The 25,007-nt window shown below is 63.4% G+C and carries 20 protein-coding genes; 6 read left to right on the top strand and 14 right to left on the bottom strand.

The annotated features are described in order from the left end of the window. Window positions 1-475: 475 nt before the first annotated feature. Window positions 476-811 carry a universal stress protein UspB gene (gene uspB, locus CKW09_RS23245; RefSeq protein ID WP_061799568.1) on the top strand — a complete coding sequence of 112 codons (336 nt, stop codon included), beginning with the start codon at window positions 476-478 and terminating at the stop codon, window positions 809-811. A 74-nt stretch (window positions 812-885) separates the two neighbouring features. Here the strand turns inward: uspB and pitA are convergent, their stop codons facing one another. Next, the gene (pitA, locus tag CKW09_RS23240; RefSeq protein ID WP_061799566.1) at window positions 886-2,388 is read right to left on the bottom strand and encodes an inorganic phosphate transporter PitA; all 1,503 of its coding nucleotides are present in this window, start codon (window positions 2,386-2,388) and stop codon (window positions 886-888) included. A gap of 367 nt (window positions 2,389-2,755) precedes the next feature. On the opposite strand from pitA, the gene CKW09_RS23235 reads away from it, so the two are divergent. Further along, window positions 2,756-3,955, top strand: a complete 1,200-nt coding sequence (locus CKW09_RS23235; protein WP_061799565.1) for a BaiN/RdsA family NAD(P)/FAD-dependent oxidoreductase — start codon at window positions 2,756-2,758, stop codon at window positions 3,953-3,955. Between the two features lie 165 nt (window positions 3,956-4,120). On the opposite strand, the gene CKW09_RS23230 is transcribed toward CKW09_RS23235, so the two are convergent. The 3 genes from CKW09_RS23230 to CKW09_RS23220 are packed head-to-tail and all read right to left on the bottom strand — an operon-like array spanning window position 4,121 to window position 10,373. Beyond that, window positions 4,121-6,253: a virulence factor SrfC family protein gene (locus tag CKW09_RS23230; protein WP_095099747.1), complete on the bottom strand. Its 2,133-nt coding sequence runs from the start codon at window positions 6,251-6,253 to the stop codon at window positions 4,121-4,123. Then, complete coding sequence (locus tag CKW09_RS23225; RefSeq protein ID WP_095100313.1) at window positions 6,250-9,189, bottom strand: virulence factor SrfB; 2,940 nt, start codon at window positions 9,187-9,189, stop codon at window positions 6,250-6,252. The genes CKW09_RS23230 and CKW09_RS23225 overlap by 4 nt, the downstream gene beginning before the upstream one ends. Continuing rightward, entirely contained in the window at window positions 9,189-10,373 is a 1,185-nt protein-coding gene (locus CKW09_RS23220; protein WP_095099743.1) for an SrfA family protein, read from the bottom strand. The genes CKW09_RS23225 and CKW09_RS23220 overlap by 1 nt, the downstream gene beginning before the upstream one ends. Window positions 10,374-10,670: 297 nt before the next feature. Here CKW09_RS23220 and CKW09_RS23215 point away from each other — a divergent pair, with 297 nt between their 5' ends. After that, window positions 10,671-11,588: a DMT family transporter gene (locus tag CKW09_RS23215; RefSeq protein ID WP_095099739.1), complete on the top strand. Its 918-nt coding sequence runs from the start codon at window positions 10,671-10,673 to the stop codon at window positions 11,586-11,588. On the opposite strand, the gene pdxR is transcribed toward CKW09_RS23215, so the two are convergent. The 10 genes from pdxR to CKW09_RS23165 form a co-directional block, all read right to left on the bottom strand. Next, window positions 11,585-13,078, bottom strand: coding sequence for a MocR-like pyridoxine biosynthesis transcription factor PdxR (gene pdxR, locus CKW09_RS23210; RefSeq protein ID WP_095100310.1), 1,494 nt, complete (start codon window positions 13,076-13,078; stop codon window positions 11,585-11,587). The genes CKW09_RS23215 and pdxR overlap by 4 nt on opposite strands. Window positions 13,079-13,159: 81 nt before the next feature. Then, on the bottom strand, window positions 13,160-13,783 hold the full coding sequence (locus CKW09_RS23205) for a LuxR C-terminal-related transcriptional regulator (RefSeq protein ID WP_061799560.1): 624 nt from the start codon (window positions 13,781-13,783) through the stop codon (window positions 13,160-13,162). Between the two features lie 3 nt (window positions 13,784-13,786). Continuing rightward, window positions 13,787-15,415, bottom strand: a complete 1,629-nt coding sequence (locus tag CKW09_RS23200; RefSeq protein ID WP_095099735.1) for a PglL family O-oligosaccharyltransferase — start codon at window positions 15,413-15,415, stop codon at window positions 13,787-13,789. Between the two features lie 25 nt (window positions 15,416-15,440). Beyond that, entirely contained in the window at window positions 15,441-15,980 is a 540-nt protein-coding gene (locus CKW09_RS23195) for a fimbrial protein (protein WP_061799556.1), read from the bottom strand. Between the two features lie 18 nt (window positions 15,981-15,998). Continuing rightward, window positions 15,999-17,003, bottom strand: a complete 1,005-nt coding sequence (locus CKW09_RS23190; RefSeq protein WP_061799554.1) for a fimbrial protein — start codon at window positions 17,001-17,003, stop codon at window positions 15,999-16,001. A 13-nt stretch (window positions 17,004-17,016) separates the two neighbouring features. Next, entirely contained in the window at window positions 17,017-17,628 is a 612-nt protein-coding gene (locus tag CKW09_RS23185) for a fimbrial protein (protein ID WP_061799552.1), read from the bottom strand. An 11-nt stretch (window positions 17,629-17,639) separates the two neighbouring features. Then, entirely contained in the window at window positions 17,640-18,329 is a 690-nt protein-coding gene (locus CKW09_RS23180) for a fimbrial biogenesis chaperone (RefSeq protein ID WP_231922189.1), read from the bottom strand. Window positions 18,330-18,410: 81 nt separating this feature from the next. Next, window positions 18,411-20,912, bottom strand: coding sequence for a fimbria/pilus outer membrane usher protein (locus tag CKW09_RS23175; protein WP_181907827.1), 2,502 nt, complete (start codon window positions 20,910-20,912; stop codon window positions 18,411-18,413). A gap of 86 nt (window positions 20,913-20,998) precedes the next feature. After that, window positions 20,999-21,550: a fimbrial protein gene (locus tag CKW09_RS23170; RefSeq protein WP_061799546.1), complete on the bottom strand. Its 552-nt coding sequence runs from the start codon at window positions 21,548-21,550 to the stop codon at window positions 20,999-21,001. An 88-nt stretch (window positions 21,551-21,638) separates the two neighbouring features. After that, window positions 21,639-22,169, bottom strand: a complete 531-nt coding sequence (locus CKW09_RS23165; protein WP_061799544.1) for a fimbrial protein — start codon at window positions 22,167-22,169, stop codon at window positions 21,639-21,641. 762 nt (window positions 22,170-22,931) lie between these two features. Between CKW09_RS23165 and CKW09_RS23160 the strand changes: the two genes are divergently transcribed. From CKW09_RS23160 to CKW09_RS23150, 3 genes are read left to right on the top strand one after another with little or no spacing between them, the layout of a single operon-like run. Further along, window positions 22,932-23,345 (top strand): hypothetical protein, encoded by a 414-nt coding sequence (locus CKW09_RS23160; protein WP_095100307.1) that lies wholly within the window; start codon window positions 22,932-22,934, stop codon window positions 23,343-23,345. A 2-nt stretch (window positions 23,346-23,347) separates the two neighbouring features. After that, the gene (locus CKW09_RS23155; RefSeq protein WP_061799542.1) at window positions 23,348-24,520 is read left to right on the top strand and encodes an FKBP-type peptidyl-prolyl cis-trans isomerase N-terminal domain-containing protein; all 1,173 of its coding nucleotides are present in this window, start codon (window positions 23,348-23,350) and stop codon (window positions 24,518-24,520) included. 18 nt (window positions 24,521-24,538) lie between these two features. Beyond that, window positions 24,539-24,820, top strand: a complete 282-nt coding sequence (locus CKW09_RS23150) for a FaeA/PapI family transcriptional regulator (RefSeq protein WP_061799540.1) — start codon at window positions 24,539-24,541, stop codon at window positions 24,818-24,820. Window positions 24,821-25,007: the final 187 nt, after the last annotated feature.

Below are 25,007 nucleotides of genomic sequence, written 5' to 3'. Positions count from 1 at the left end.
CATTTCAACTCGTTCAGTTTTACACCCGGACGGCAGAAAAACCTATTGTTTATGCGGTCTTGAGCGGTCTGACCGCTTGAATTATAAGCGTTCTTACACAGAGTATAGTCCCAAAACCCCCATCAGGCAGTGGAAAATGCCGGGCGTCGTCCGGCGGCGCGGTTATCACTTATAACCCATCGGCAGATGACAAATCGGCGCGTTGCGGTAAATTTTATCTACTGCTCAGGCCAGTTTGCGTTTCATTAACCTACAATGATGAATATGGGCCTTATCATTTCTCCTCTGGCGGGATCGCGCTGACTATGCAGCCTGCGTGGCGATGACCCTTCTTCAGAGGCCGTGGGTTATGCGTCTGGCCCGTGCGGTGCAAAAGGGGATGGGAGCGGTATGCTCCAGCAGAGTATTGGGTATAGAGGTAGGGCGGTTGGACCCGGCGGATTGCCGCGGATAACCACGCCTTGAGGGGGCTATCATGATCAGTACCGTCGCGCTGTTTTGGGCTTTATGTGTGGTGTGTGTGGTAAACATGGTGCGGTATTACTCTTCTCTGCGTGCGCTGCTGGTGGTTCTGCGCGGCTGCGACCCGCTGCTGTACCAATACGTCGACGGCGGCGGTTTCTTCACCGCCCACGGGCAGCCCAGCAAGCAACTGAGGCTGGTGCGTTATATCTTTGCGCAGCGCTATGTCGAGCATCACGATCCGGAATTTATCCGCCGCTGCGAGCGGGTGCGCGGGCAGTTTATGCTGACCTCGGCCCTGTGCGGCCTGGTGGTCATCAGCCTGATTGCGATGATGATCTGGTATTGACTCCCGCCGGTTTCCTCGGCGAAGGGCAAAAAAAAGGCGGCCATCCTGGCCGCCTTTCTCATGCTGTGAAGGGCTTAAATCACCTTCAGCGCCAACCAATACAGCCCGCCGGAGAGCAGAATCGAGATTGGCAGGGTCAGTAACCAGGCCAACAGGATGTTCTTCACGGTTTTGCTTTGCACGCCGCCGCCGTCCACGATCATCGTCCCGGCAACCGCCGAAGACAGCACGTGGGTGGTGGAGACCGGCATGCCGGTATAGCTGGCCACGCCAATCGACAGCGCGGCGGTCATTTGGGCCGACACGCCCTGGGCGTAGGTCATGCCTTTCTTGCCGATCTTCTCGCCGATGGTGGTGGCCACGCGTTTCCAGCCAACCATGGTGCCGAGCGACAGCGCCAGCGCTACCGCGACGATGATCCACAGCGGCGCATACTCAACGGTCTGCAGCAGATCCTGACGCAGGTTCTTCAGGAAGCGCTGGTCGGCCGCGGAGGTTTCCGGCAGTTTGGCGACCTTGTCCGCAGTGTCGGTGACGCACATCAGCAGGCGGCGCAGATGGCTGCGCTGTTCTACCGTCAGCTGGTCGTAGCTCTGCAGGTTGTTCAGCATGCCCTGCGTCAGCTCAATCGCCGGCATGGCGCGGGAGCTGTCGCAGTGGAACTCGACCGGCTGGTTAGGCGCGGCTTCCTGATCCGGGCTCGGCACCAGCGGCGTCAGGGACACCACGTGCGCCAGCGCGTCGCCGTGCTGCTGGTAATATTGCTGCAGGTGGGTGACGGCATCCCGCGTACGGGTGATGTCATAACCGGTTGCATTCATATTGACCACGAAGCCGGCCGGCGCAACGCCGATCAGCACCAGCATAATCAGGCCGATGCCTTTCTGGCCGTCGTTGGCGCCGTGCGAGAAGCTGACGCCAATCGCCGACAGGATCAGCGCGATACGGGTCCAGAACGGCGGCTTGCGTTTGCCGTCGACCTTTTCGCGTTCCGCCGGGGTCATGTGGATACGCTGGCGTTTCTTGGTGCCGCTCCAATAGCGGCGCAAGGCGAACACCATCAGCCCGGCGACCATCATGCCGACCAGCGGCGAAATGAGCAATGACAGGAAAATACCGATCATTTTCGGGACGTTGAGCGCATCCACCACCGAAGTGTGGGTCATCAGGGCGTTGGTTAAACCGACACCGATGATTGCGCCGATCAGCGTATGGGAGCTGGAGGCCGGCAGACCGAAATACCAGGTGCCGAGGTTCCAGATGATCGCCGCCAACAGCATGGAGAACACCATGGCTAATCCGTGTGCTGAACTGACGTTCAACAACAGATCGGTAGGCAGCAAATGGACAATGGCGTAGGCAACACTCAAACCGCCGAGCATCACGCCAAGAAAGTTGAACAAGCCCGCCATGACGACCGCAAGTTGCGAACGCATGGCACGGGTATAGATTACTGTAGCAACCGCATTGGCCGTATCATGAAAGCCGTTGATGGCCTCATAAAACAACACGAACAACAATGCGAGAATTAACATCAGGCCGGTATGGAAATCCAGGCCAGCGAACAAATGCAGCATAAGCGTTACGCCAGGTTTGTGGACATGAACGCCGCGCATTATCAGTGACAACCGGGCCCGGGGAAAAGGAAAATATGACGTTTTTTTGATTTAAATATGACGAATTGACGTCAGCGTCGTGACAAACATATTTAATATCAGCCTGTTATGCTCATCTGACCTCTGTAATATTTTCTTACTATGGCGTTGGCGGCGCTGGGGCCTTACAATCGGCCACCGTGAATTTAGCGGTTACCGGCGGCGAAACGGCGTAACATGGCGCTCTTTTGTCGCGATTGTGGTTTTTACACCCAAAATAATTGGAGTTGCGGCCAGCCAGCCAGGGGCTGCGGCTTCAAGTATGCGGGGGATATACAGAGAGGCGCAGGTGGAACAGTTTGATGTCGTAGTAATAGGTGCGGGCGCCGCGGGCATGTTTTGCGCCGCGCAGGCGGGGCAGCTCGGCCGCCGGGTGCTGCTGCTCGACAACGGCAAAAAACCGGGCCGCAAGATCCTGATGTCCGGCGGCGGACGCTGTAACTTCACCAATATGTACACCGAACCGGCGGCCTATCTGTCGAATAACCCGCACTTTTGCAAATCTGCGCTGGCGCGTTACACCCAGTGGGATTTCATCGATCTGATCAACCGCTACGGCATCGCCTATCATGAAAAAACCCTGGGGCAGCTGTTCTGCGACGATTCGGCGCAGCAGGTGGTCGAGCTGCTGGTCAAGGAGTGCGAGTTGGGCCAGGTGACGACGCGCCTGCGCAGCGAGGTGCTGAGCGTGGAAAAAACCGAACAGGGTTTCGAGCTGGCGCTGAATGGCGAAAAAGTAAGCGCTCGCTCACTTGTGGTGGCCAGCGGCGGTCTTTCGATGCCGGGGCTGGGCGCGTCGCCGTTCGGCTACAAGCTGGCGGAGCAGTTTGGCCTGAACCTGTTGCCGACGCGCGCCGCGCTGGTGCCCTTTACCCTGCATAAACCGCTGCTGGAACATCTGCAGACGCTGTCCGGCGTCTCAGTTCCGGCGGTGATCACCGCCGAAAACGGAGTCAGCTTCCGCGAAAGCATCCTGTTCACTCACCGCGGGCTGTCTGGCCCGGCGGTATTGCAGCTTTCCAGCTACTGGCATCCTGGCGAGCATGTAAGCATTAACTTACTTCCGACGCTCGATCTGGCGGCCTTCCTCGACGAGCAACGGCGGGCGCACCCCAACCAAAGCCTGAAAAACACCCTGGCGCTGCACCTGCCGAAGCGGCTGGTGGAGTGCCTGCAGACGCTGGGGCAACTGCCGGAGGCCACGCTGAAGCAGCTGAACCCGGCGCAGCAGGCGGCGCTGGTGGACAGCCTGCAGAGCTGGCGGGTGCAGCCGAACGGCACCGAAGGCTACCGCACCGCGGAAGTGACGATCGGCGGCGTCGACACCAAAGAGCTGTCCTCCAAGACCATGGAGGCCGGCAAGGTGCCGGGCCTGTACTTTATCGGCGAAGTGGTGGATGTGACCGGGTGGCTGGGCGGTTACAACTTCCAGTGGGCCTGGAGCTCGGCCTGGGCCTGCGCGCAGGCGCTGGCGGCGGTCGACGGCTGATGGCCAGCGCCCTCGCTCCCGCGCCGCGGCGGGCTCCGCGTCGCAAATACGCCGGCAGTGCGCTCTCGTTGAAGGGGGCGACGCGCAGTACGATGTGATCGATTTGCTGCAGGCTGAATGGGCGCAGGGTTTTATCCTCGGGCGGATGCGTAATGACTCGGCATGTCAGGCGCCGTCCTCGTCGCACATCCTTGCCACCCTCTCCTCCAGCGCCGCACGCGCCGCCGCCTCGAGCGCCGGGGCGGCGGCCGCATTCTCCGCCAGCAGGGTTTGCAGGCCGACCAGCCAGTCGTAGATATAAAAGGCGGCATGCGTGGCCGCCGTCGGCGCCAGCTTGGTCAACCGCTGCTGATTGCCCCAGTCGATCGCCGGCTGCGGCGGCGGGCTAAATATCGGCCGGCCGTGATTGATGCGGCTGGCGGGGCGCGACGCCGCATCGCGTTGCTGGAAGCCCAGCCAGGCGACGAAATCGCCCAGTATCGCCAGCGCCTGGCCAATCTGCCGATCCTCGCCCGCGGCGGCGGCCAATGCGCGTTCCAATGCGGCGTCAATCTCCAGCCGGCCGGCGGCGGTAATCAAGGCATCGGCCAACAGTTCCAACTGGGGTTTGTCGACGCCCAGCAGCGCCGACAGTTGGGCGTTATCCGGCAGATTGCGCAGGTGATTGACCCACTCCGCGAACACCCGCTGGGCAAACGGCGAGCCGCCATGCGCCGCCGGTGCGGCGGCGGGCTCCTCGCCGAACAGGTCGACATCGACGCCGAACGGCGGGGCGGCGGCCACCGGTGCGGGCATGAGGGGCTGCGGCTGTGGGTACAACCGGCGCAGCGCATCGCGCTGCGGCAGCAGCCATTCCAGCAGTTCGCCATGCGCGCCGGCCTGCGCCTGCAGTGCGCGCAGCAGGCGCCGGGCGCGCTGCGGGTCCGGGCTGGTCAGCCAGTTGCCGAGCAGGCTGTCTTTCAGTTCGCGCCGCAGCTCTTGCCGCCGTTCAAGGATGCGCGCCTGTTTTAACGCCGGGCGCGCCTGCTCGGCCAGATAAGCCGCCATGCGGCGGCAGTCTCGCTCGTCCGTCGCCAGCAGCGTCGCCCAGCTGTCTCCGGGCTCGCCGACGTGACGCTGAACGGCGTCGTCAGGCCGTTGCTTCCCTTCCCGGCGCGCGTCGAACGGCGTGATGGCCCAGATCAAGCCGGGCTTGCGGCGGCTGCGCACCCCGGCGCTTTCCCCCTGCGTTTGCTCGACCCAATAGGCGAGCGCCTCGCCCGTTCGGCCGGCGTCCTGCGGCCGGTCGACCGCGTCGGCAATCAGCAGCAGGCTGGCATGCAGCCCTTCGGCGCAGCGCGCCAGCAGATCGGCGCGTTTCGCCTGCTGCAGGCGCTGCGTCGGCTCGGCCCCCGGGCAGTGGGCGCTGGCCGGGATATCGAGCAGCTCAACCCCGGCCGGCAAGCCGGCGGGCAGGGGCACCGTCACCTCGGCGGCCAGCCACGCCAGATCGGCCTGCGAGACGTTTAGCGCGGCACCGCTCTCCGTCAGCACCGACAGCGTTGCCCTGGCTGACGCGCCGAGGGCGCAGGCCGCTTCCGGGGCCTGCAGGCGCGCGCTGCAGCCCAGCGCGTGCAGCGCATAGGCCAGCTGACGATAGTGCGCCGTCAGCCGCGGATCCTCGCCCCACAGCGGCGCGAACAGCCGGGCCCGATCGTCGATGCTCAGGTGGGGCGCCAGCGCGACGGCCTGCGGCCAGAAATGGCGGTCCAGCGCCGGTTGCCATTTGCCGCCGTGGCGGCGGATGCGGTCCCACAGTGCTACAACGGCGTTGCTGTCCATGCCGTCAACGGCCATCGCCTGGCGGTGGCGCGCCAGCGCCTGCAGGCGAGCGGCGATGGCGCGCGCTTCGCCCTCGGGGCGAAACCCGTCCATTAACGCGGCGCCAATCGCCATGCCAAGCAGCTGCGTTTCATCAAGCAGGGTGATGGCGATCGGGTAAGCGGATGAGGCCCGAGCCGCGGAGCCGGCGTAGCGCACCGTCAGCGCGGCGTCCCCGCCCAGCGGCTCGGCGCCGGGCGCCAGCGCCGCCAGCAGGTGCCTTTTGGCGGCGAGGTTATGGCCATAGAGGCCGATGGCGACGGGCCGCTGCGCGGCGTGGTCCAACAGCGTCGCCCGGTTGTAGCAGCGCCGCAGGCGCAGCGTCAGGCTGTCGGCTTCCCGGTTCAGGCGGACGGAGCCTTGCCGCGCCGCCGCCAGCCAGTCAATCGCCTGAAGGATGCCGCCGCTGAGCCGCGAGGGGGAGGGGATAGGTTTCATCTGGTATAAATGCTCCCGCTGTCTATCCAGTAATGGGCGGCGCCGGAGGCGCTGGCAGCCAGGGTATTGAGTTTCAATTGCAGCTGGTGCGCGGGCACCGGCGTGCCGTCGTCCAGCAGGGCTTCGGCGATCTCGACGCCTTCGGCGCCCTGCTCGGCGCTGCCGGTGACGGCCAGCCTCAGGCTGATCACCGCATCGCCGGCCAGCCTGCGCGCCAGTTGGGCATCGGCGATGGTGAGCGTATACAGCGGCGATGCCGGCCAGCGCGGGTTGTCCAGCTGGCGGAAACCCAGGCGCAGCGGGCCGCGCAGCTGGAAGCGGCCATGGGGATCCAACGTAAAGTCGGCGCGGTCCAGATCGATGTCGCGGTAGTAGACGTTATCGTCCGCCAGCATGTTATTGCCGTCCAGCATGCCCAAATGGCGCAGGGTGGAATAGGGCTGGAAATCGCCGACGTTGAAGTAAAAGCTCCCCAGGCGCAGGCCGCTCGCCAGCAGGCACAGCATGGCGCCCACGGCGGCGGTGGATTTGGGGTTGGCGATGCGCCCGCGTTGGTTAAACGGATACCAGCTGCGGGTATGGTAGCCCTCCAGCGGCAAAATGCGGCTGGCGGGCAGCGGCTGCAGGCGGCGCAGCAGGGCCTGCACGCCGGGGAAGCGCGCCGGGCGGCCGGTCAGCAGCAGCACATCGCAGGCGTACAGCGCCACCACCTCGCAGAGCAGCCGCAGGCAGCGGCCGATGCCGACCCGGTCGGACAGAAAAGCGGCGTGCAGCGCGCCCAGGCGGATCACCAGCGGGGTCTGCAAGATGGCGAAGGCGGCGCCGATTTCGCGTTGCACCTCGCCGTCGATAAACGCCAGTACCTGCGGCGTCGGCGCTTGCGGCAACAGCTCGCCGAGGCTGGCGGCGATCTCGGCGCGGGCGTCCAGCGGATCGTAATCTTCATACGCGCAGAGCAGGGCGCGCCCGGCGGGCATGAATATCTGCAGCGCGGCCTGCTGGCGCAGGGTGGAAAACCCGTCCATGCGGCCTTCGTTGCCGAACAGCTTGTCCATGACGGCCGCCGGCGCGGCGACCCCGGCGTCTTCGAGCGCCTGCTGTACCGCGGGCAGGATAAACAGCCGGATGGTATCCAGCAGAATATCGTCACCGGCGACTTTAAATCCTTCGCGGAACAGCAACCGCGGATTGATCTTGATGTTGTTGCCCACGCCGTCGTCCAGCGCGTACTGGGTGATGGCCAGATCGGTGGTGCCGCCGCCGATGTCGATGGAGGCGATGCGCAACGTTTTGCCCGCCTGTTCTCCCGGCGCCGGCGGGCGGTCCGGCCTGGCCATGGCGGCGAAAAAGGCGTCGGTGCGGCCGGCGTAGTTCATCTGCGTTTCGTTATACAGATAAACCATCTGCCCGCAGGTGGCCTCGTCCCATTCCATATGCACCTGCGGCACCGCAACGCGGGTTTGCTCGCCGTCGAACGGCGCGTCCAGCGGGTGCCAACCCATGGCTTTCCACACCAGGCCGATGGCTTCCCGCATGCGGCGGCGGAAAATCTCCCGCTCGGGCTTCGGCATCGCCGAAGGCAGGGTCAGGATAATGGCGCGCAGGCGGCGCGGAGCGGCGGCGTTGGGCATTTTGCTCCGCTGGGCGACGCTGTTGATCTGCATCAGCGCCTGCGCCAGCAGTTCGGTCAGCATCAGGCTCATGACCGCGCTGCGGCTGTAGTGGGCGGCGAATACCGGCAGACGTTCCGCCGCAGGCAGCGCGGACAGCGGCACGCCTTCGTCGTTGATCAAGCCGGTCAGCGGCGCCGCGGCGGCCATCGGCTCTTGCGGGCCGTTGAACCGCCAGCCGGGGGCGTAGCGCTCTTCGTCCCACAGGTAGCGGCGCGGGCTGGAAATGCCGGTGCTGCCTTCAGTGCCCCGCCGCCGCTGCGCCAGCTGCACCGCCTCGCGGCCCACCCGGACGATAGCAGGCCAGACGAAGGCGTCGTCGCGCCCGCTTTGGAACGAGAGGTGGGCCTTGCCGAACGAAGCCTGGGCGAATTCGACCCGGCTTTCGAACAGCTCGTTGTAAACGCAGTGCGGTGCGGACAGCGAGCGCAGTTGCAGTTCATAGGTCTGCTTCAGGCCGTTGTTTTCTTCCGGATGATCCTCGACCAGCACGCCGCAGGTGTGGGAGTTGCCGACGTCCAGGACCAGATCCACGTCGACCGCCGGCTGCTGCAGCGTCGCGCCGACGATTTTTATCTGCGGCACCGCCAGCTGGTGGCCGAGCATGTGCAACAGATTGAGGTAGTGCGCTTGATATTCGAAGGTTTTCAGCCCGGCGTTAAGCGCGGCTTCGTCGCGCTGTTCCCGCATGGCGGCGCGCTGGGTAAAGGCTTCGCGCAGCCAGCCGTCCACCCAGGTGTGATCGAGAAACTCGCCCAGCTCATGGTTGCGGTGGGCCAGAGCGAAGTGCAGGCCGGTCGCGAGATCGCGCTCGCTCGGGGCCAGTCTCTCCTGGCCCGGCGCGGCGAGGCGGGTATCGAAGGCCAGCACCACCCGCAGCAGATTGCCGTCCCGATCGGGCGCGTCCAGCTGCGCGATTTGCATCCGCGCCCAGTTATCCGGCCCGGCTAAAAACGCCCCGGACGGGGTGTAACGGAAGAACGGCAGCGGCAGCCAGATTTTATCCAGCAGGCTCAGCGATTGCTGCAGCGAATAGCCGAACTCCGGGCGCACCACCTCGGCGGCCTGCCCCGGCTGGGCGGGCAACAGGTATTTCTCGCCGTCGGCATCCCACTGCAGGCGCAACAGCGGGCCGCTCGCCGTCTGGCGGACAAACTTGCCCGCCACGTCGCCATCGGCCGGTATCAGGGCAAAGTCCAGAAACTGAATACCGCTGTCCTGGATCAGCGTAACGGCTTGCGGGTAATCCGTAAGGGGTGCCGGCATCATTTACTCTCGCGCTTGAACGTCATGGGGTAAACCGTATCCGCACCGTAGCGGCCGCTGCACGCCGCCGGCCCGGTATCGTTTTGCCTGCAGACGATTTCCGGCAGCGGGTAGCGGCTGCCGTCGCTGCAGCGCGCTTTGGCGCGGCTGTTGATCACCAGGTTGCCCGACGGCATCAGCCCGGCCTCGATCGGCGCCCGGCAGGTGACGGCGTCGCCGTGGGTAATGCTGGCGGTGCCTTTGCCGCCGTTCAGCCGGTATTGCAGGCTGGGGCGTTTGCCGGTCAGGGGATCCTTCAGCGCCACGGTGGCGCGCCATTTGCCGTTAAGAAAACGGGTCGAACCGGCCTTGACCGCGTCGGCGGGCAGCACCAGCGAATGTTTATCCGCCGGCGTCTGGGCGGCCGGCGCGGGGGGCGGCGGCATCAGCGTCGCGTGGGCTAGCGGCAGCCGTGGCCTGAACGCCGGCGCGGTCGGGCGGGGCTGCGGAGCCGCGGGTTGCGCCACGGCAGGGTGAACCTGCGGCCGGCTCAGCCAGCCGGCCACGGCCAGCAAGGCGGCCAGCATCAGCGCAGGCCAGACAAAACGGCGCCGGCGAGGTTGCGCCGGCCTGATGATTTCAGTCGCGGGTGCGGGCTGGGCGGCGGGTGCCGCTAATGGCCGCGGCGCGGCGGCGATCGGCGCCGTTTTTTCCGTTGGCGGTTCGGCAGGGCGCAGGCAGGCCAGCGGATCGTCCTGGCGCTGGGCCTGCGGCCGGATAAAGCCCCAAAAGGTCAGCACCGGTTTATCGTCGACCAGGTAGACATGGTTTTGGTCCGGGATCTGCATCGCCTTGGCCAGCAAGGCGCCGAACAGACGCTGGCTGGGGTGATCCGTCGCCTGCGCCTGCGCCGCCAGGGTGCGCAATGTCTCCAGGCTGCGTTCCAGCCGGCGCAACGCCTGCGCGCGTTGATCGTCGCTCGCCGCCAGCCAGGAGGTGACCTTCCCCGGGAAGGGGGCATACCAGTCAATGCGGGTGCCGGACTCGTTCGGCTGGGGGATGGCCAGGCAATCGGCGGCCTGCTGCCGTTGGCGGATGCGCAAGGTTTCCCGCAGCTGCGGCGCGCAGGCATAAACCGGTTGCCCATTTTCGCCCAAGGCAAGCACATCATCCAAACTGCCACTGCGTAAAAAGGGTTTCACCACGGCAAAAAACCTTGTCCTGTTCCGCTAGACGCATAAACGACCATGGTAACCCGCGCCGCCCGCGGTCAAACGGCCAAGGACAGGCGTAAAAACCCGCTTCTTTCGCCGCTATCGGCCGGATCTTGCCGATACTGGTCTGGCGATAATCTCGCTATCCGGATCTGTCGCTGTACCGCTTTATCTGAAGAATAAGGGGAGCCGGGCGGTTAGCCGGCGCGCGATTTTCTCATTCAATATGACAGCGTCTCGCGGGTTGCCGACATGCGGCATGCCTCAGGCGTACGGAGTGGTAGCGGAATGAACGGTCAGTCAGAAAAAACGCCCGTGGTCGCCGGCCTTGCACGTTCAGAGGGAGGGCGCCCGACTCAGGGCTGGGTCAACGGATTTTTGGGCATGCTTATTTTCAGCGGATCGCTGCCCGCCACCCGGGTGGCGGTGCTGGAGCTGGATCCGCTGTTCCTGACGGCGGTCAGGGCGGTGATCGCCGCCCTGCCGGCGCTGTGCGCGCTGCTGTTCACGCGGCAGCCGCGGCCGGGGCGGGGCGACCTGCCGGCGTTGCTGTCTGTGGCGGTCGGCGTGGTCATCGGTTTTCCGCTGCTGACGGCGCTGGCGTTGCAACACGCCACCTCGGCGCATTCGCTGGTTTACATCGGCCTGTTGCCGCTGGCGACCGCCTGTTTCGGCGTGCTGCGCGGCGGGGAGCGGCCCAAAGCCGCATTTTGGGCGTTTTCCGTGCTGGGCGCCCTGTTGGTGGGCGGTTTTGCGCTGAGCCAGGGGGGCGGCGGCGCCGGGGTGGGCGATGCCCTGATGGTGGGGGCGATACTGCTGTGCGGCCTGGGCTACGCGGAAGGGGCGGTGTTGTCGCGCCGCCTCGGCGGCTGGCAGGTGATCTCGTGGGCGCTGGCGATCGCTCTGCCGCTGACCTCGGTCGCGGCGCTGCTCACGGCGCCGAACGGTTGGCCGACGATCGGCGGCGCGGCCTGGCTGTCGCTGATCTACGTTTCGGTATTCAGCATGTGGATCGGCTTTATCTTTTGGTATCGCGGCCTGGCGCAGGGCGGCATCGCCGCCGTCGGCCAGCTGCAGCTGCTGCAGCCTTTCTTCGGGCTGGCGCTGGCGGGGCTGGTGCTGCATGAAACCGTCCAGCCCGCGATGATCGCCGTGATGGCCGGCGTGTTGGCGTGCGTGTTCGGCGCCAGGCGTTTTTCTCGTTAGGGCGCAGGGGCGGCGCAGGCGCGGATGACCTGCCCAAGCTTTTGCACCGCCTGGTCGACCGCGCGATCGCTGTGGCCGCCCAGCCCGAGCACCAGTCCGGGCTTGCCGTGGCCGACGGCATACATCGGCGAAACGGCGCGCAGCGCCAGGCCGGCCCGGTTCGCGCGCTCGGCCACCTGCAGATCGTCGAAACCCGCCTTTAACCACAGCACCGTATGCATACCCTGATCGCAGGGCTGCAGCCAGGCCAGCTCAGGGTCGAGGTGGGCGTCTATCGCCGCGATCAGCACCCGACGCTTCTCCGCATAAACGCCGCGCATTTTGCGGATATGCCGGTCCAGATACCCTTCGGCGATAAAAGCGGCCAGCACGTGCTGATCGGCGCTGGGCGGATGGCGGTCCATCAGCATTCTGGCACCGCAAAAAGCGTCGACCAGCGGCGGGGGAACGATGGCGTAGCCCAGCCGCAGCGAGGGGAACAGCACTTTGCTGAAGGTGCCCAGATAGACGACCCTGTCGGGATCCAGCCCTTGCAATGAGGGAAACGGGTGGCCGGCATAGCGCATCTCGCTGTCGTAATCATCTTCAACGATCCAGGCCTGCCGTTCCCTGGCCCAGGCCAGCAGGGCGGTTCTTTTGGCCATGCTCATCGGCATGCCGAGCGGATATTGATGAGAAGGGGTGACAAAGGCGGCGCGGGCCTGAGCGGCGAGCCCGGCGCCGGCGGCGACGTCGATGCCGTCGTCGGCGACGGGCACCCTGATCATGCGGCGGTCCCTGAAGACGTTGTCGAAAATGGCGGTAATGCCCGAGTAGGCGGGATCTTCAACCCAGGCGGCGTCGCCGGCGTCCAGCAGTATTTGCGCGGCCAGATAGAGCCCCTGCTGGGTGCCTGAGGTAATAATGATTTGCTGCGGCGTGCAGCTTACGGAGCGGGAGCGGCGAACGTATTCGCAGAGGGCCTCGCGCAGCGGCAGTGCCCCCATGGGATCGCCGTAACCCGACGGCGCGCCCGGCCCGCGGGCGCGAATGCGGTTGCCGAGCCGGCGCCAGATATCGTCCGGCGCGGTCTCGCCGATGGGCACCGACACGGCGAAGGGCACCGGCGGCAGAGGGCGCACCTGGGCGGCGAAACGGGCCAGGCGCTGCGCTTGCTCCGCCAGCGGCGGCGCTGCCGCCGAGGGGGACTTTGCGGGGGAGAGGCGCACCCTGCGCGGCGCCAGCGAACCGGCCACCCGGGTGCCGGATCCCGGCTGCGGTGCGAGAAAACCTTCGGCGGTCAGCTGGGCGAAAGCCTCCAGCACGGTGCCTCTGGCCAGCCTGAGCGCCGCGGACAACCGCCGGGTGGAGGGCAGCAGATCGCCCGCCTTCAGTTCGCCCTTATTGATGGCGGCGCGCAGCGCCTGCGCCAGCTGCTGGCTCAGCCGCCCCGCCTGGCGATCGAGCTGACCGATGGCGGGAACTTCAACGACCCTGGCTTTTCTCGGCATCATTCCGGTCCATTGCTTATGAATAAAGTCGTGAACCAGAGTAAACCACTATGAGGTTGTTGGCGACAGCTCCGCGCAGCCTTAATTCAGCCCCATCTGATTCAACAGCATTTTGTTCAATTCGCTGCTCTTGCGGACGTTGAGCTTGCGCATCGCCGAGCGTTTGTGGGCGCTGATGGTTTTCTGGCTGCGCTGCAGCATGCCGGCGATGCTGCAGGCGGACATGCCGGTGCTCATCAGCCGCAGCACCTTTTTCTCGCAGCTGCTCAGCGCGGCGATGCGGCACTGCTGGCATTTCCACAGGCCGGCGGCGTGCAGCGCCACCCAGGGCTGCTGGCAAAAACGTTCCAGCGCCATCTGCAGCTTGTTGCGAACGGCGTAAACGGAATCGCGCCGGTGAATGCTGAACAGCGCCGGATGGGCCTGCCAATGCCGCGGCGCATGATCGTCCAGGATCAGCACGGTCATCTGCCGGTGCCGTGGCGTCTGATACGGGCTCTGGTAGCAACAGGCGCAGCCCCAGCGATCCTCCAGGGTGCGGAACACCACCTCAACGCCCTCCAGACGCTGCGACTCGAGGGGGGCCAGCTGAGGGTACAAGCGGTGGCATTCATTCAGGGCGTGCAGATAATCCTGCAGCAGCGAACGCAGCCCCTGCTGATAAAAGTTATCGCCGTCGAACAGGGTGAATCGGATATCGGGCATGGGTTACTCCTCAAAGCGTCCGTCGTGCGGGAACAGCCGACGCGCCTGCGATTGCAGCTGCGCAGCCCGTTGGGGCTGTTGCAGCAGCCGGCTGACCCGGATCAGGTTGAAGTAGATGTTGGCTTCCGGGCGCACGCGGATTTCGTTCTCGGCCCAGCGCCGGTAGCTCCGCAGCGCGGCCGCGTCCCGGGTGCGCGGGTACTGCAGCAGCAGCCGCAGCTGGCTGTCGAAGTCGTAACGGGTTTGCCAGGGCGTGGGCGAAATAACCTGATTCATGGGAGCGAACTGCCGCAGGCCCGTTTTTTCCACGCGGGTGATGATCAGCGCGCTGTGCAGCCCATTGAGCATATAAATCAGCATCAGCGCCGCCGATACGGCCGCCGCCCCGCGCGACGCCCGTTGCGCCATCGGCGGCAGGCGGCAGCGGCGGCGAAGGTCGCCGGCGCGCAGTATCGCCAGCAGCAGCACGGCGTGCGCGGCGGAAAGATACAGCGGGTATTCCACCATCATATGCAGCAGGATAGGCAGGGCCGCCTGCCAAGGCGCAGGGCGCAGCGGCCGGGCGCGCCGACGCAGCAGGCGCCACAAGCCCCAGCCGATGACGCCGACGCCGCACAGGCTCAGCAATCCGCCCTCCACGCCCCACAGCAACACTTCATTATGCGGATGGGTGACGCTGACGCTTTCCATGCCGCTGCGGTGGTTCTGGTAAAAATGATGCAGGAAATCATGCCGGAAGTGGCCATAGCCCCAGCCGAACCACGGACGCTCGGCGATCATGCGCACGGCTTCCTGCCAATAGGCCAACCGGTAGAAGATCGGCTCGGCCACGTCGATGGCGCGGGTGGCGCCATTCAACGCCACCAGGGCGAACCCGGCCAGCGTCCCGGCGGCCAGCAGCCACAGGGCGTGGCCGGCGCGGCGGCGGTTGAGGCGATGCAGCATCAGCCATTGCCACGGGGCCAGCAGCACGGCGGCCAGCAGGCCGGCGCGCGAGGCGATCAGGATCAGTAACAGCGGTGCCAGCGTCAGCATGGCCCCGCCCAGCAGGCTGACCAGCGGCGACAACCGCCCGCGGCGGCTCAGCAGGTACAGCGCCAGCGCCAGGCCGGTGGCGATAAAACTGGCCATCAGATTCCACTGCTGGAAAACGCCGTAGGGGCGATTCTTCAGGGTGTCATAACCGAAGCCGTTGCCCGGCTGCAGCAGGCTGTACTGCGCCATGCCCAGCAGCGCTTCGATGACCGCCGCCGCCAGCAGCAACGTCAGCAGGCGGCGGCGTCGGCGTCGGTCGAGCGGAATTTGCAGCAGCGCGAGGTAGGCCATGACGCCGAGCCCCAACCCCAGCAGGCGCGGCAAGGCCTCGCTCAGCCAGGGCTCGGCGGCCCAGCAGGAGGGCAATAATAAAATCAGGCCGCCCAGCGCCAGTCGGTTAAAAAAGCCGGAGACGGCCAGCGGCGGCCGGCTGAACAACATCGCCCCGAGAATAAACAGCGCCATAAATAGGGCGCCGACCATATTCCACGGCAGATAAAAACCGCTGCCGCCGCGATTGGGCCAAGACAGGTGCATGGCGATCAGGCAATAACCGGCCGCCAGCCCGAATAGCCAGGCCGTTTTTTGTTGGGACATATCGCTTTTCCTGAAGACGCCGGGCTTATTGGTAAGCCAGCACGAAGTTGGCCACCGAGCGGAATTCGCCTTCGGTTATGGTTTTATTCTGGATGGCGCTCGGGTGGCCCTGCACATAGGCGGTGAAATTCAGCACGTTGGGCCCGTTCTGCAGCGCCACCGCGCTGGTGGCCCGGTTCAGATCGATATCCGCTCCCTGGTGGTCGAACAGCGCGATGGCGGCGCCGTTGGTGCCGTTGTTGATCGCCAGCTTGCCCGGCAGCTCCGGGTCCTCAATGCCGCTGAAGGTGACGTTGACCGACTTGAACACCGCCGTTTTGCAGTCGGTCAGCTTGATGTTGAACGGCACCGGCGTGGTGTGGCCGTAGCGGTACAGGGTTTTGACGATCACCGTGCCGATCTCCACCAGCTGGTCGGCGGACTGCGGCTCGATGTTGCACGGCCGGCTCACCACGGTGCCGTGAAATTGCAACGGCGAGCCGATCAGCTCGGTATCCGCCGTGGCCGGCAGGGCCGCAAACCACCAGGGCGCGCAGCTCAGCAGCGCGAAAGCGCGTAGACGCATCTTGAGTTTCTCCCTCAGTTACTGGAATGCCGCCACTATGGTGGCCGACGCGTTGAATTCCCCTTCATCGATCTCCTTGCCGCCGTTGGCCAGCGGCGCCGCCACCAGATTCCAGGAGCCGCCGTTGCCGATATTCGGCACCGGATAAAATTCGTTCGGGACCACCAACTGGCCGTTATGCTTTATCTGGATGCCCAGATCGTTCTTGTCGGTTTTGAACGCGTTAGTGCTAAAAGAGGCCGCGGTGCCGGAAACCGCCAGCTTGATGTTCAGGGTGCCGTCTTCGAAGCTGCCGCCCTCGCATTGGAAGCGCACCGGAATGTTTTGCGGGTAGCTTGCGCCGTTCAGGTTGCTGCCGCTGATTTCGCCGAATTCCACGTTGATCAGCTGGCCTTCGTTGACCACGCATTTGTCCGGCACGTAGAGGATGGCGGACTGGATGAACACCTGCGCCATCGGATTGGGGCCGAAGCCGCCGTCGAGAGAGCCTAACCGGCCGTACATCTCGATGATCTGCCGGTCGTTGATCTGCACGCCATTGATGATCTTCTTGCGCACCCGGAAGGTGATGCGGCCTTTTGAACCGCTTTCGTAGTTGTTGATCTGCGCATAGGGCGGGGTGCAGGCATGCTGGCTCAGCAGGTTGGACTCGTTATAAAACGGCACGGTGACATAGGCCTTTTTATTGCCGGCGATCCACACCTCGGCCTTCAGGTCGAGAAAGTCGTTCAGCTGCAGATAGCCATTGCCGTAGTCGGAAGCGGGCAGCGCCGAGTCCGATTTGTAATAGTGCGGGCTTTTGGGGATAGGGGTATCGCAATAGGCCTTGCCGGTATAGGTGCCGCCTAATGAATAGGTAAACAGTTTGGTAAACCCCACCTGGTTGGTGATGTTGGTTTCATTCAGATCGATATAAAACTGTTTCGGGCCGCCGTCCGGCGTCACGTAGCCGTTGGCCCAGGCGGCAGGGGCCGCCAGCGTTAACGCCAGCGGCAGACAGAATTTAACGTATTGGTTTTTCATCGGATCACGAGCCTCACAGGTAGATCACCTGAATGTGCGCCACGGCGGCAAACCCCGCCGCCATCACCGCCCGCTGGGTGGACTCCACGCTGGCGCTGAACCACAGGGTGTTGCTGCCGGGTTGCAGAATATAGGGACGGCTTTGCTGATTGAGCGCCAACGCGCGGCCCTGCTGATCCCTCAGCCGCAGGCCGATGCCTTGCGCGCCGCCGTTCAGCTTCAGCAGCTGCGGATTGGCGATGTCGCTTTCGCCGAGGAACACCAGCGTGGCGGCCTGTTCGCCCTGCAAATAGAGCCGATTGGCGTCGCCGTTGCGCGGCCCGGCCGGGTTATCCGCCAGCGCGCGCGCGCCCAGCAGGCAATTGCGGAAGGACAGACGGAAGCGCACCGGCGCGCTCCGATCGCCGGCGTTCTGGAAGTCGCGCGCGTTGACCTCGCCGAGATCGATCGACTGATCCTGGCTATCCGGCGCCAGGCTGCAGGGGGCGCTGAGCAGCCCGCCGTAAAAACTGACGGTGCCGGTGGTGCCCTGAACCACGCCCAGCGGCGTCGCCGCCGTGGCGGATCCGCCGCACAGCAGGGCGCAAAGCAGCAGGGGCCGTAGGCGGCCGGTGAATTCAGCCATGCCGTATCTCCTTATTTTTTATCGGGCACGGCGGTGCAAACGCTGCCGTTGCAGGCGAAGCGCAACTCAGGGTGGCCGCCGTAGTCATTGATATAGGTGACGACAAAGCCGCTCAGGCCGTTATCGCGCAGCTTGATGCTTTCGCTGGATTTCGGCTTCAGCATCAGCGGCTGAAAGTCGCCGATCGCGCCGCCGCCCTGCTTCTGCGTTTGGCGGGTGATGCCGGTCAGGGTGATGTAGAACGGCGTCGGGTTGTCGATGGTGAAACCGCCGCCGCTTTTACGAAACACCAGCTTCTCCTGCCAGACTTCGCCCTTGGGGGCGACGATGGCCTTCGGCCGGTAAAACAGCTTGATTTGCGTCTGCAGCGCCAGCTGCATGACGTTGGTTTTGCCGCTTTTCGGCGGGATTTCGCGCAGGTTGAAATAGAACACCGATTCGCGATCCTGCGGCAGACGCTCGGCCTCCGGCGTTTTGGTGATGCGCACCACGCTGCGCTCGCCGGCCTCCACCCGCTGCAGCGGCGGCAGCACCACCAGCGGCGAGGTGATTTTCCGGTGCTGCTCATCCTCCAGCCAGGACTGGGCCAGGAATGGCAGCTCTTTGTTTTCGTTAACGATATTCAGGCTGATGGATTTGGCGTCGCTCAGGTAGACGGCGCGCGTGCGATCCAGCGAGATCGCCGCATTGGCCGCCGGCATGGCGGCCGTCAATGCCAGGCCGGCCGCGGTCAGTATTGCTATCGGGTGTTTATTCATGTCATCGGTTCTCAGCGTTACGGATTACAGTTTGGCGCACGGCAGCAGCAGCTGATCCAGCGGCTTGGCGGCGCCCGGGATCACTATGCGGCACTGGCGCTGGCCTTCCCAGGCGACGTCCAGCCGTTCTTCCGGCTGCACGCCGGTCAGATAGACCGAGCCGCCGTCGTTCACCACCGCCACTTCGCGGCCTTTTTCACTCAGCACCGTGGCGCCGAACGGCGGCTCGCTGCCGTCGGCCAGTTTGATGGTGGCCAACAGCTTGCTGCCTTTCACCACCTCGAAGTGGCGATAGCCGATGGCGCCTTCGGTCAGCGTGCCCTGCACCACGGCGCGGGTCGCTTCCACGTCGTCCGCCAGGGTGTTGACGTCGATGCGGGTGTCGGTGTTGTAGTAGCTGGTGATATCGGCGATCACCGCCAGCCCGAAACGGTTGCTGTAGGCGCGGCCGTTGTTGATCGGCACGCCGGCGACGCCGTCGGTATCCAGCATCATGCGGCTGCCGCCGTTGCTGGAGTTTTGGTGCGCCGCCACGCCGTGCCGGGTGGCGGTCAGGCCGCCGCGGAAGGTGCCGCCGACCGAGGAGTAGCTGTCCTGCTGGTAAGAGGCGCTGGCGTTGAGCGAGCCGAACGCGGCGTTGTGGGTGTAGTAGCCGCGCGCCAGTGACTTGCCGGACTGATTGAAGCCGCCGCTGACCTGCCAGCTGTTGTTCGGGTCGGTATAGTCGTTGTAGGACGCCAGCTGGGTGACGTCGCTGTTGGTGGTCTGCAGCGAATAGCCGATGCGTCGGCGGTCGCCGATCGGCACGGTGAAGTTCAGCATGATGCTGTCGTCGGTGCGCCCCTGGTAGCTGGTGCGGTAGGCGGCCAGCGAGGCGGTGATGTTGCTGACGTCGCCGATGCTGAACAGCTTGCTGGCCGACAGCCCATAGCGATCCTGTGTCCTGGCGTCCCAGTAGGTCTGGTGCGAATAGGTCAGGTAGGCGGTGATCGCCCTGGCGCTGTCTTCCGCCATAAAGGTCTTGCTGGCGGTGACGGTATACAGCTCTTTTTGACGGCCGTTGTAGCTGTCGTCGTAGTTGTCGTAGCGCTCCTGCAGGTACTGCGACATGTTCATGAACTTGCGCTGCGAGAAGCGGTAGCCGGCGAAGGTGATCTGGCTGTTCAGCTCATCGAAACGCTTGGCGTAGTTGACCTTGAACGACATGCCGCTGGCGGTCGGTTCGCCGGGCAGGCGGGCGATCGACTGGGTCACGTCCACCGACATGGCGCCGAACAGGTTCAGATCGCGGCCCAGGCCGAGCGCCCAGGCGTTGTAATCGCCGCCGAGCAGCGCGCCGCCGTACAGCGACCAGGCGTTGCTCAGCCCCCAGGAGAAATCGCTGGCGGAAAACAGCGGCCCCTGGATGCGATGATCGTAGGCCGAAGGCTTGCCGAGGGCGATGTTATAGCGCACGTAGCCGGGACGGGTCAGGTAAGGAATGGTGGCGGTATCCACCTGGAAGGTAGAAACGCTGCCGTCCTGTTCTTCCACCTTGACGTCCAGCCGGCCGCGCACCGAACTGTTGAGATCCTGAATGGCGAAGGGCCCGGCGGGCACCGTGGTTTCATACAGCGTGCGGCCTTCCTGCGACACGGTGATCTTGGCGTTGCTCTTGGCGATGCCGCGCACTTCCGGCGCGTAGCCCTGCAGGTTGGGCGGCAGCATGCGTTCGTCGCTGGCCAGGTTGAGGCCGGTGAAGCGGTAGGAGTCGAACACGCCCGAGTCGAGATAAACCTCGCCCAGCGTCAGCTTGGCGGCCTGCATCGGCAGCGCGCGATAGGCGTAAATTTGGTTCCAGTCGAAGCCGCTGTCGCGTTCGCCGGCCTGCTGATTGTAGTTGGCCTGATAATCCGCGCGCAGGCGCCAGGCGCCCAGGTTGGCGCCCAGCGTGCCGTAGCTGCTGAGGTTTTCCGCGGTCGTGTTGTTGTGGCTCTGTTTGCCGGCCTGGCCGCTGAGGCTGTAGTCCAGCAGCAGGCCGGGAATGCCGTCGTCCCACTGCTCGGGTGGGGTCCAGTTCGGATCGGAATACTTCATCCAGGCCTGCGGAATGGTGATCGCCAGCACGCCGCCGCCGATGCGGTCGGAAATCGTCGCGCCCTTGATGCCGCTGAGATCGGCGCAGCCGTTGTCGTGCCAAAAGGTGATTTTTTGGGCGGCCTCTTCTTTCAGCGCCATCTTCTCCACCAGGTCGGGCGGCAAACACACCCGGCTGCGGGTTTTTTCGTCCGCCGAGGGGTAATACTGGATGCTGCGCTGCGGCAGCGTTTTCTGGTTTATTTTGATATCCAGCAGATAGGCGCCGGGCATGACATAGTCGGCGTCGGAGAAACGCGACAGGTCCACTTTGCTGCGATCGCCAATATCCAATACATCGGTATTAAATTCCGTGGCGGACTGCGCCGGACGCACCCAGAGGAAAGATAGAATGACGATGATGGGTATGTTTTTCCGTGTCAGTAATGACGTCATAGAATAATCACTCATGGCAAATCCGCGCCCAATAGCAGGTCATCCTGTACGACCTGAATACGTATTTCGTCATGCTGTGCAACGCCTGTCGGGAACCGGCGCTACAGATAAGACAGGGTGAATCTGGCCAGCGAACTGAAACCGCCCGCCCGCGCCTTATCCGGATAAATGCGCAATTGCGCGCCGAAACGCAGCTGGTTGTCGCCGGCGACGATCAGATAATCCGGCGTGGTGCTGCCGAGCGGGATCGGGGTGCCGGCGTCGGTCAGCAGCTCGATGGCCACGCCCTGGGCTTCGCCGTGGACGCCAAGCAGTTCGGGGTCGCGGCGGTCCGCGGTGCCGTCGAAGGTGACGTTGGCCGCGCGATAAACGAAATCGGGCTTCACCTGGCTGGCCAACTCGCAGTTCACCAGCCGGATCGCAAAGCTGCGGCGGCTGCCGATCAGCACCGGCGCTGCGCCCTGCGCCGCATCGCTCATTGAAATAAGCCCAAAATCAACGGTTTGATCCACGCTCTCGCTGGCAATGCCGCAGGGCGTCTCGACGATTTCGCCGCCCAGGCTGACCTTGCCGTGGCCCTGATCCTTCGCCGTTGCCGCGGTGCTGCAAACGCTGAGCGCCACAAGCAGCGCGCCCCAAAATCGGCTTTTCATGCTGGCATCTCCCTGACGCGACCTGTTCCATTGCCGATGTCGGCAGGCATAAAGCGGGGATGCCGGTGCGGCATCCCCTGCGGGGGTATTACAGGTAAGCCAGGGTGAAGTTCGCCACGCTGGTGAAGTCGCCCGGCACTACGGCGCCGGATGCGCTGCTGCCCTGCAGGTAAGCGGCGAAGTCCAGGGAGTTGTCGTTTTCGGTCAGGCCCTGGCCATCGGTGGCGGTGCCCAGTTCAACGTCCTTGGAATGCAGCTTGTCGTAGATCATGATGCCGGCGCCGGTCGCCGTGCCGCTCAGGGCCAGCAGTTTGCTGTTGTCCGGATCCGGCGTGCCGGTGAAGGTCACCTTGACGTTTTTCATGGTCGACAGTGAGCAGTCTTTCAGTTTGATGCTGAAGGGTTCCATGCTGGATTTGCCTTGCTTGTCCAGAATGCGGCTGCTGATCTGGCCCATCGGCACGGTCTGGTCGACGGAGTTCGGTTCGATGCTGCATGGCGCATCGATGATTGAACCGGTAAAGGTGACTTTGCCGCTGCCTTGATTAGATGCTGCATGGGCAACAGATGCGGAAGCGAAAGCAATCATGGTTGCCAGCATTAATTTATTCAGTTTCATTTCTCAGGTTCCTGTAGAGAGTATTTAAATAAAAAGAACAGCACATCTAAATCCCCTGCGGGGGCGGCGACGTCATGTCACCGGCGCCGCAGTTGGAGCCAGATCCTTTTGCTCAGGGCAATACGCCATCCTCCGTTATTTATGGTGAATAACGAAAGTTATTGGAAATCGGTATTCAATTTCCGCGAAAGTAAAATATGAATATCGGCATGGCGTCTTGCTGGGATTATTCTTGCAAATAATAGAGTTGTTTGGGAATAGCTTTTATTAAATCAGGTCAAATTCAGAATATAAAACCAAAAGGAAAAAGAAATATATATCCCTGAAAATCAATAGATCGTATACAAATATTATCCAGTATAAATCACTATATAAATAACGATATGCGAGATATTAGATCGAGAGAAATAGAGTTCGCACTACAATTCATAATATTGTTTTGCTAATATCGCTCTCGGACGGCAGGCGACGAATGCCTGGGCGCTGGCAATGTATAAAACATAAATTATTGTTTTTATTTGCGTTGTCTGGCGGACTGTTGCGCGGTTATCGTGGGGCCGGCGTTCGATGGTGCAAACGTCTTTTCTCTTTAAATTAACAAAAAAACAACAATGCCGGCGGCGGATGATTATTCCGATCCTTTGCCGTTGTCGGGCGTTATTTTGTTATTTAACCCATTTTGATTAATCAAAAACGGTCAGGCGATGTGAAAGTTCGCTACATAATGATGACCTAAGTTAAAATTAAGGAATGATGACCGGAATGATTACTACAGTTAATGTTTTCACCGCTCGTTGTGCTGGCGCGCTGGCGATATTGATAATGTCAGTCGCTACGCTTTCAGGTTGCGCAGGGAAAAATAGCGCAGGCGCGATTTCTGTGAAAAAAGTTTCACAGAGTAATCCTAATGAAAAGTCCGATGAACAGCGGATCGCGCTGTGCCAACAAAGGGTTAATTCGTTAAAAAATATTAATCCGCAAAGTTATCAAAAGCGCATCGCCTATTTTAACGGGCTGCTGTCCAATGCCTCCGGATATGCCGGCATTCGCAGCAACGTGGATGAAAGCACCCGTAAAGCTATAGATGCGCTTTATAAATATAAAACGGAAAAGTTCTGCGCCGATGTGGAGCATGAGCTGATGTCCGACTTATCCAATCGGGTCGAGAGCCTGTAAGCATGAACAAGTGTGCGGAAGGAGCCGCAGCCATCTTGATATTATTGGCGGGGTGCGGCCTGGCCGGCGCCAGCGATGACGGCATTCCCGCGCTGCTGAAATTCGCCGAACGGCAGCAGGCCCCGGCGGTTAAGCCGGCGGCGCCCGCACCGCGGGCCGAGCCGGGTGCCGCCAGGCCCGGAAACGCGTCCCCTCCCGCCGGCGATAGCCTTCGTTTAACCACGCTGAATCAAACTCTGCGGCAGCAGGCCGAAACCATCCGCCGGCTGGAGCGACAGCTGGCGGAGCGCAAGGCGCTGCCCGCGCCGCCGCCGAAAATAACCGAAATCGACATTCGGCCGCTGGCGCGGGCGCTGCAGGGGTTGCGGCAGGCGATGGCCCCCGCGCCAGAGCTGGGCGCGCTCGCCGCGTCGCTGGCGCAGGCGGAGCAACAGCGCGCCGCTCTGGCCGGCCAACTGGCGCAGCAGCAGCAGCGGGAAGCAGCACGGGTACGGCGGCTGGAGCAGCAGCTGGCGGCGCGGCAAAAGGCGGCTGAACCGCCGGCGCTGACCAGCGCGGCGGATAAACAGGCCTATGCCGCCGGCGTATCGCTGGGCCGCGACATCCTGCAGCTGCAGCGCGATAACCGTCAGCTGGGGTTGACGGTGGATCGGCCGCGGTTGCTGGCGGGCATCGCCGACACCCTGGCGGGCAGCCAACGGCTGGACGACGCCGCGATCGACAGCGCGCTGCAGGCCGCCGATCGGGCCATGGAGCAGGCCCAGCGGCGCCGATCGCAGGACGGCAAGGCCTACCTTGCCGACTTTGCCCAACGGCCGGGGGTGCAAAAAGACGCGCTCGGCTTTTACTACCGGGTGGATTATGCCGGCAGCGGCCGGATCGGCGCGGCGGATCGCGTCGATATCGTGGTGCGCGAAAGCCTGCCCGGCGGGCAGGTCATCAAGGATATGGAGCTGGCCGGCACGGTGATCTCGCAGCCGCTGGCGCAATACCCGCCGCTGTTTCGCGCCGCCATCGGCAAGCTGCAAAAGCACGGCTCCATGACCCTGGTGGTGCCGCCGGCGCTGGCCTATGGCGATCGCGGCAGCCCGCCGGCGATCCCGCCGGGGGCCACCATGATTTACACCCTGCGCGTGGCCGACGTGCTGCCGCCGAGCGGGGAAGCTCAGAAGTAACCACTCAGGAGGAATGCCATGGCTAAGGCACCGAGAACATACGAAAGCAGGAAGTTGCAGATGCTGAACGTGTTGCAGGGATTGTGCAGGGAGCGGGCGGCGGGGGCGGGCGGCCACCACCCGCCGCCGGAACAGTGGCCGAAAACCCGCGAACTGGCGGATAAATGCGGCGAGAACATCTACACCACCCGCACCCTGCTGCTGGCGCTGGAGAAAGAGGGGAAAGTCCATTGCACCCATCGCAGCATCAATAATTCCCTGCGTTGGTATATTTGCCTCGAACGAGGCTCGGCGCGATAAAGCGTTATTCAGCCGTTCCAGTCTTTGACTGCCTTTCACCGATAATCATTAATAAATTTTATCATTTGGCGGGGCCGACAGGCTCCGCCTGCTTGCCGGCGATTTTTTCGCGCCTAGCAGGCGTTGCCAATATGTTTTTTACGGCCATATACTTAACGCTCAATTGCCAGTGGAAGCGCGGAGCCGT

Origin of the sequence: Serratia ficaria (assembly GCF_900187015.1) — a bacterium.
Lineage (GTDB): Bacteria > Pseudomonadota > Gammaproteobacteria > Enterobacterales > Enterobacteriaceae > Serratia > Serratia ficaria.
The sequence above is the reverse complement of the archived record's forward strand: the minus strand, read 5'-3'. Positions and strand labels throughout refer to the sequence as shown.

Excerpts from the sequence above, each read along its gene's own strand:
- CKW09_RS23155 (WP_061799542.1), top strand. The coding sequence starts at position 23,348 with ATGAACAAGTGTGCGGAAGGAGCCGCAGCCATCTTGATATTATTGGCG.
- CKW09_RS23175 (WP_181907827.1), bottom strand. The coding sequence starts at position 20,912 with ATGAGTGATTATTCTATGACGTCATTACTGACACGGAAAAACATACCC.
- CKW09_RS23200 (WP_095099735.1), bottom strand. The coding sequence starts at position 15,415 with ATGTCCCAACAAAAAACGGCCTGGCTATTCGGGCTGGCGGCCGGTTAT.
- CKW09_RS23215 (WP_095099739.1), top strand. The coding sequence starts at position 10,671 with ATGAACGGTCAGTCAGAAAAAACGCCCGTGGTCGCCGGCCTTGCACGT.
- CKW09_RS23180 (WP_231922189.1), bottom strand. The coding sequence starts at position 18,329 with ATGCCGGCGGCCAATGCGGCGATCTCGCTGGATCGCACGCGCGCCGTC.
- pitA (WP_061799566.1), bottom strand. The coding sequence starts at position 2,388 with ATGCTGCATTTGTTCGCTGGCCTGGATTTCCATACCGGCCTGATGTTA.
- CKW09_RS23195 (WP_061799556.1), bottom strand. The coding sequence starts at position 15,980 with ATGCGTCTACGCGCTTTCGCGCTGCTGAGCTGCGCGCCCTGGTGGTTT.
- CKW09_RS23190 (WP_061799554.1), bottom strand. The coding sequence starts at position 17,003 with ATGAAAAACCAATACGTTAAATTCTGTCTGCCGCTGGCGTTAACGCTG.
- CKW09_RS23165 (WP_061799544.1), bottom strand. The coding sequence starts at position 22,169 with ATGAAACTGAATAAATTAATGCTGGCAACCATGATTGCTTTCGCTTCC.
- CKW09_RS23185 (WP_061799552.1), bottom strand. The coding sequence starts at position 17,628 with ATGGCTGAATTCACCGGCCGCCTACGGCCCCTGCTGCTTTGCGCCCTG.
- pdxR (WP_095100310.1), bottom strand. The coding sequence starts at position 13,078 with ATGCCGAGAAAAGCCAGGGTCGTTGAAGTTCCCGCCATCGGTCAGCTC.
- CKW09_RS23160 (WP_095100307.1), top strand. The coding sequence starts at position 22,932 with ATGATTACTACAGTTAATGTTTTCACCGCTCGTTGTGCTGGCGCGCTG.
- CKW09_RS23225 (WP_095100313.1), bottom strand. The coding sequence starts at position 9,189 with ATGCCGGCACCCCTTACGGATTACCCGCAAGCCGTTACGCTGATCCAG.
- CKW09_RS23205 (WP_061799560.1), bottom strand. The coding sequence starts at position 13,783 with ATGCCCGATATCCGATTCACCCTGTTCGACGGCGATAACTTTTATCAG.
- CKW09_RS23230 (WP_095099747.1), bottom strand. The coding sequence starts at position 6,253 with ATGAAACCTATCCCCTCCCCCTCGCGGCTCAGCGGCGGCATCCTTCAG.
- CKW09_RS23150 (WP_061799540.1), top strand. The coding sequence starts at position 24,539 with ATGGCTAAGGCACCGAGAACATACGAAAGCAGGAAGTTGCAGATGCTG.
- uspB (WP_061799568.1), top strand. The coding sequence starts at position 476 with ATGATCAGTACCGTCGCGCTGTTTTGGGCTTTATGTGTGGTGTGTGTG.
- CKW09_RS23170 (WP_061799546.1), bottom strand. The coding sequence starts at position 21,550 with ATGAAAAGCCGATTTTGGGGCGCGCTGCTTGTGGCGCTCAGCGTTTGC.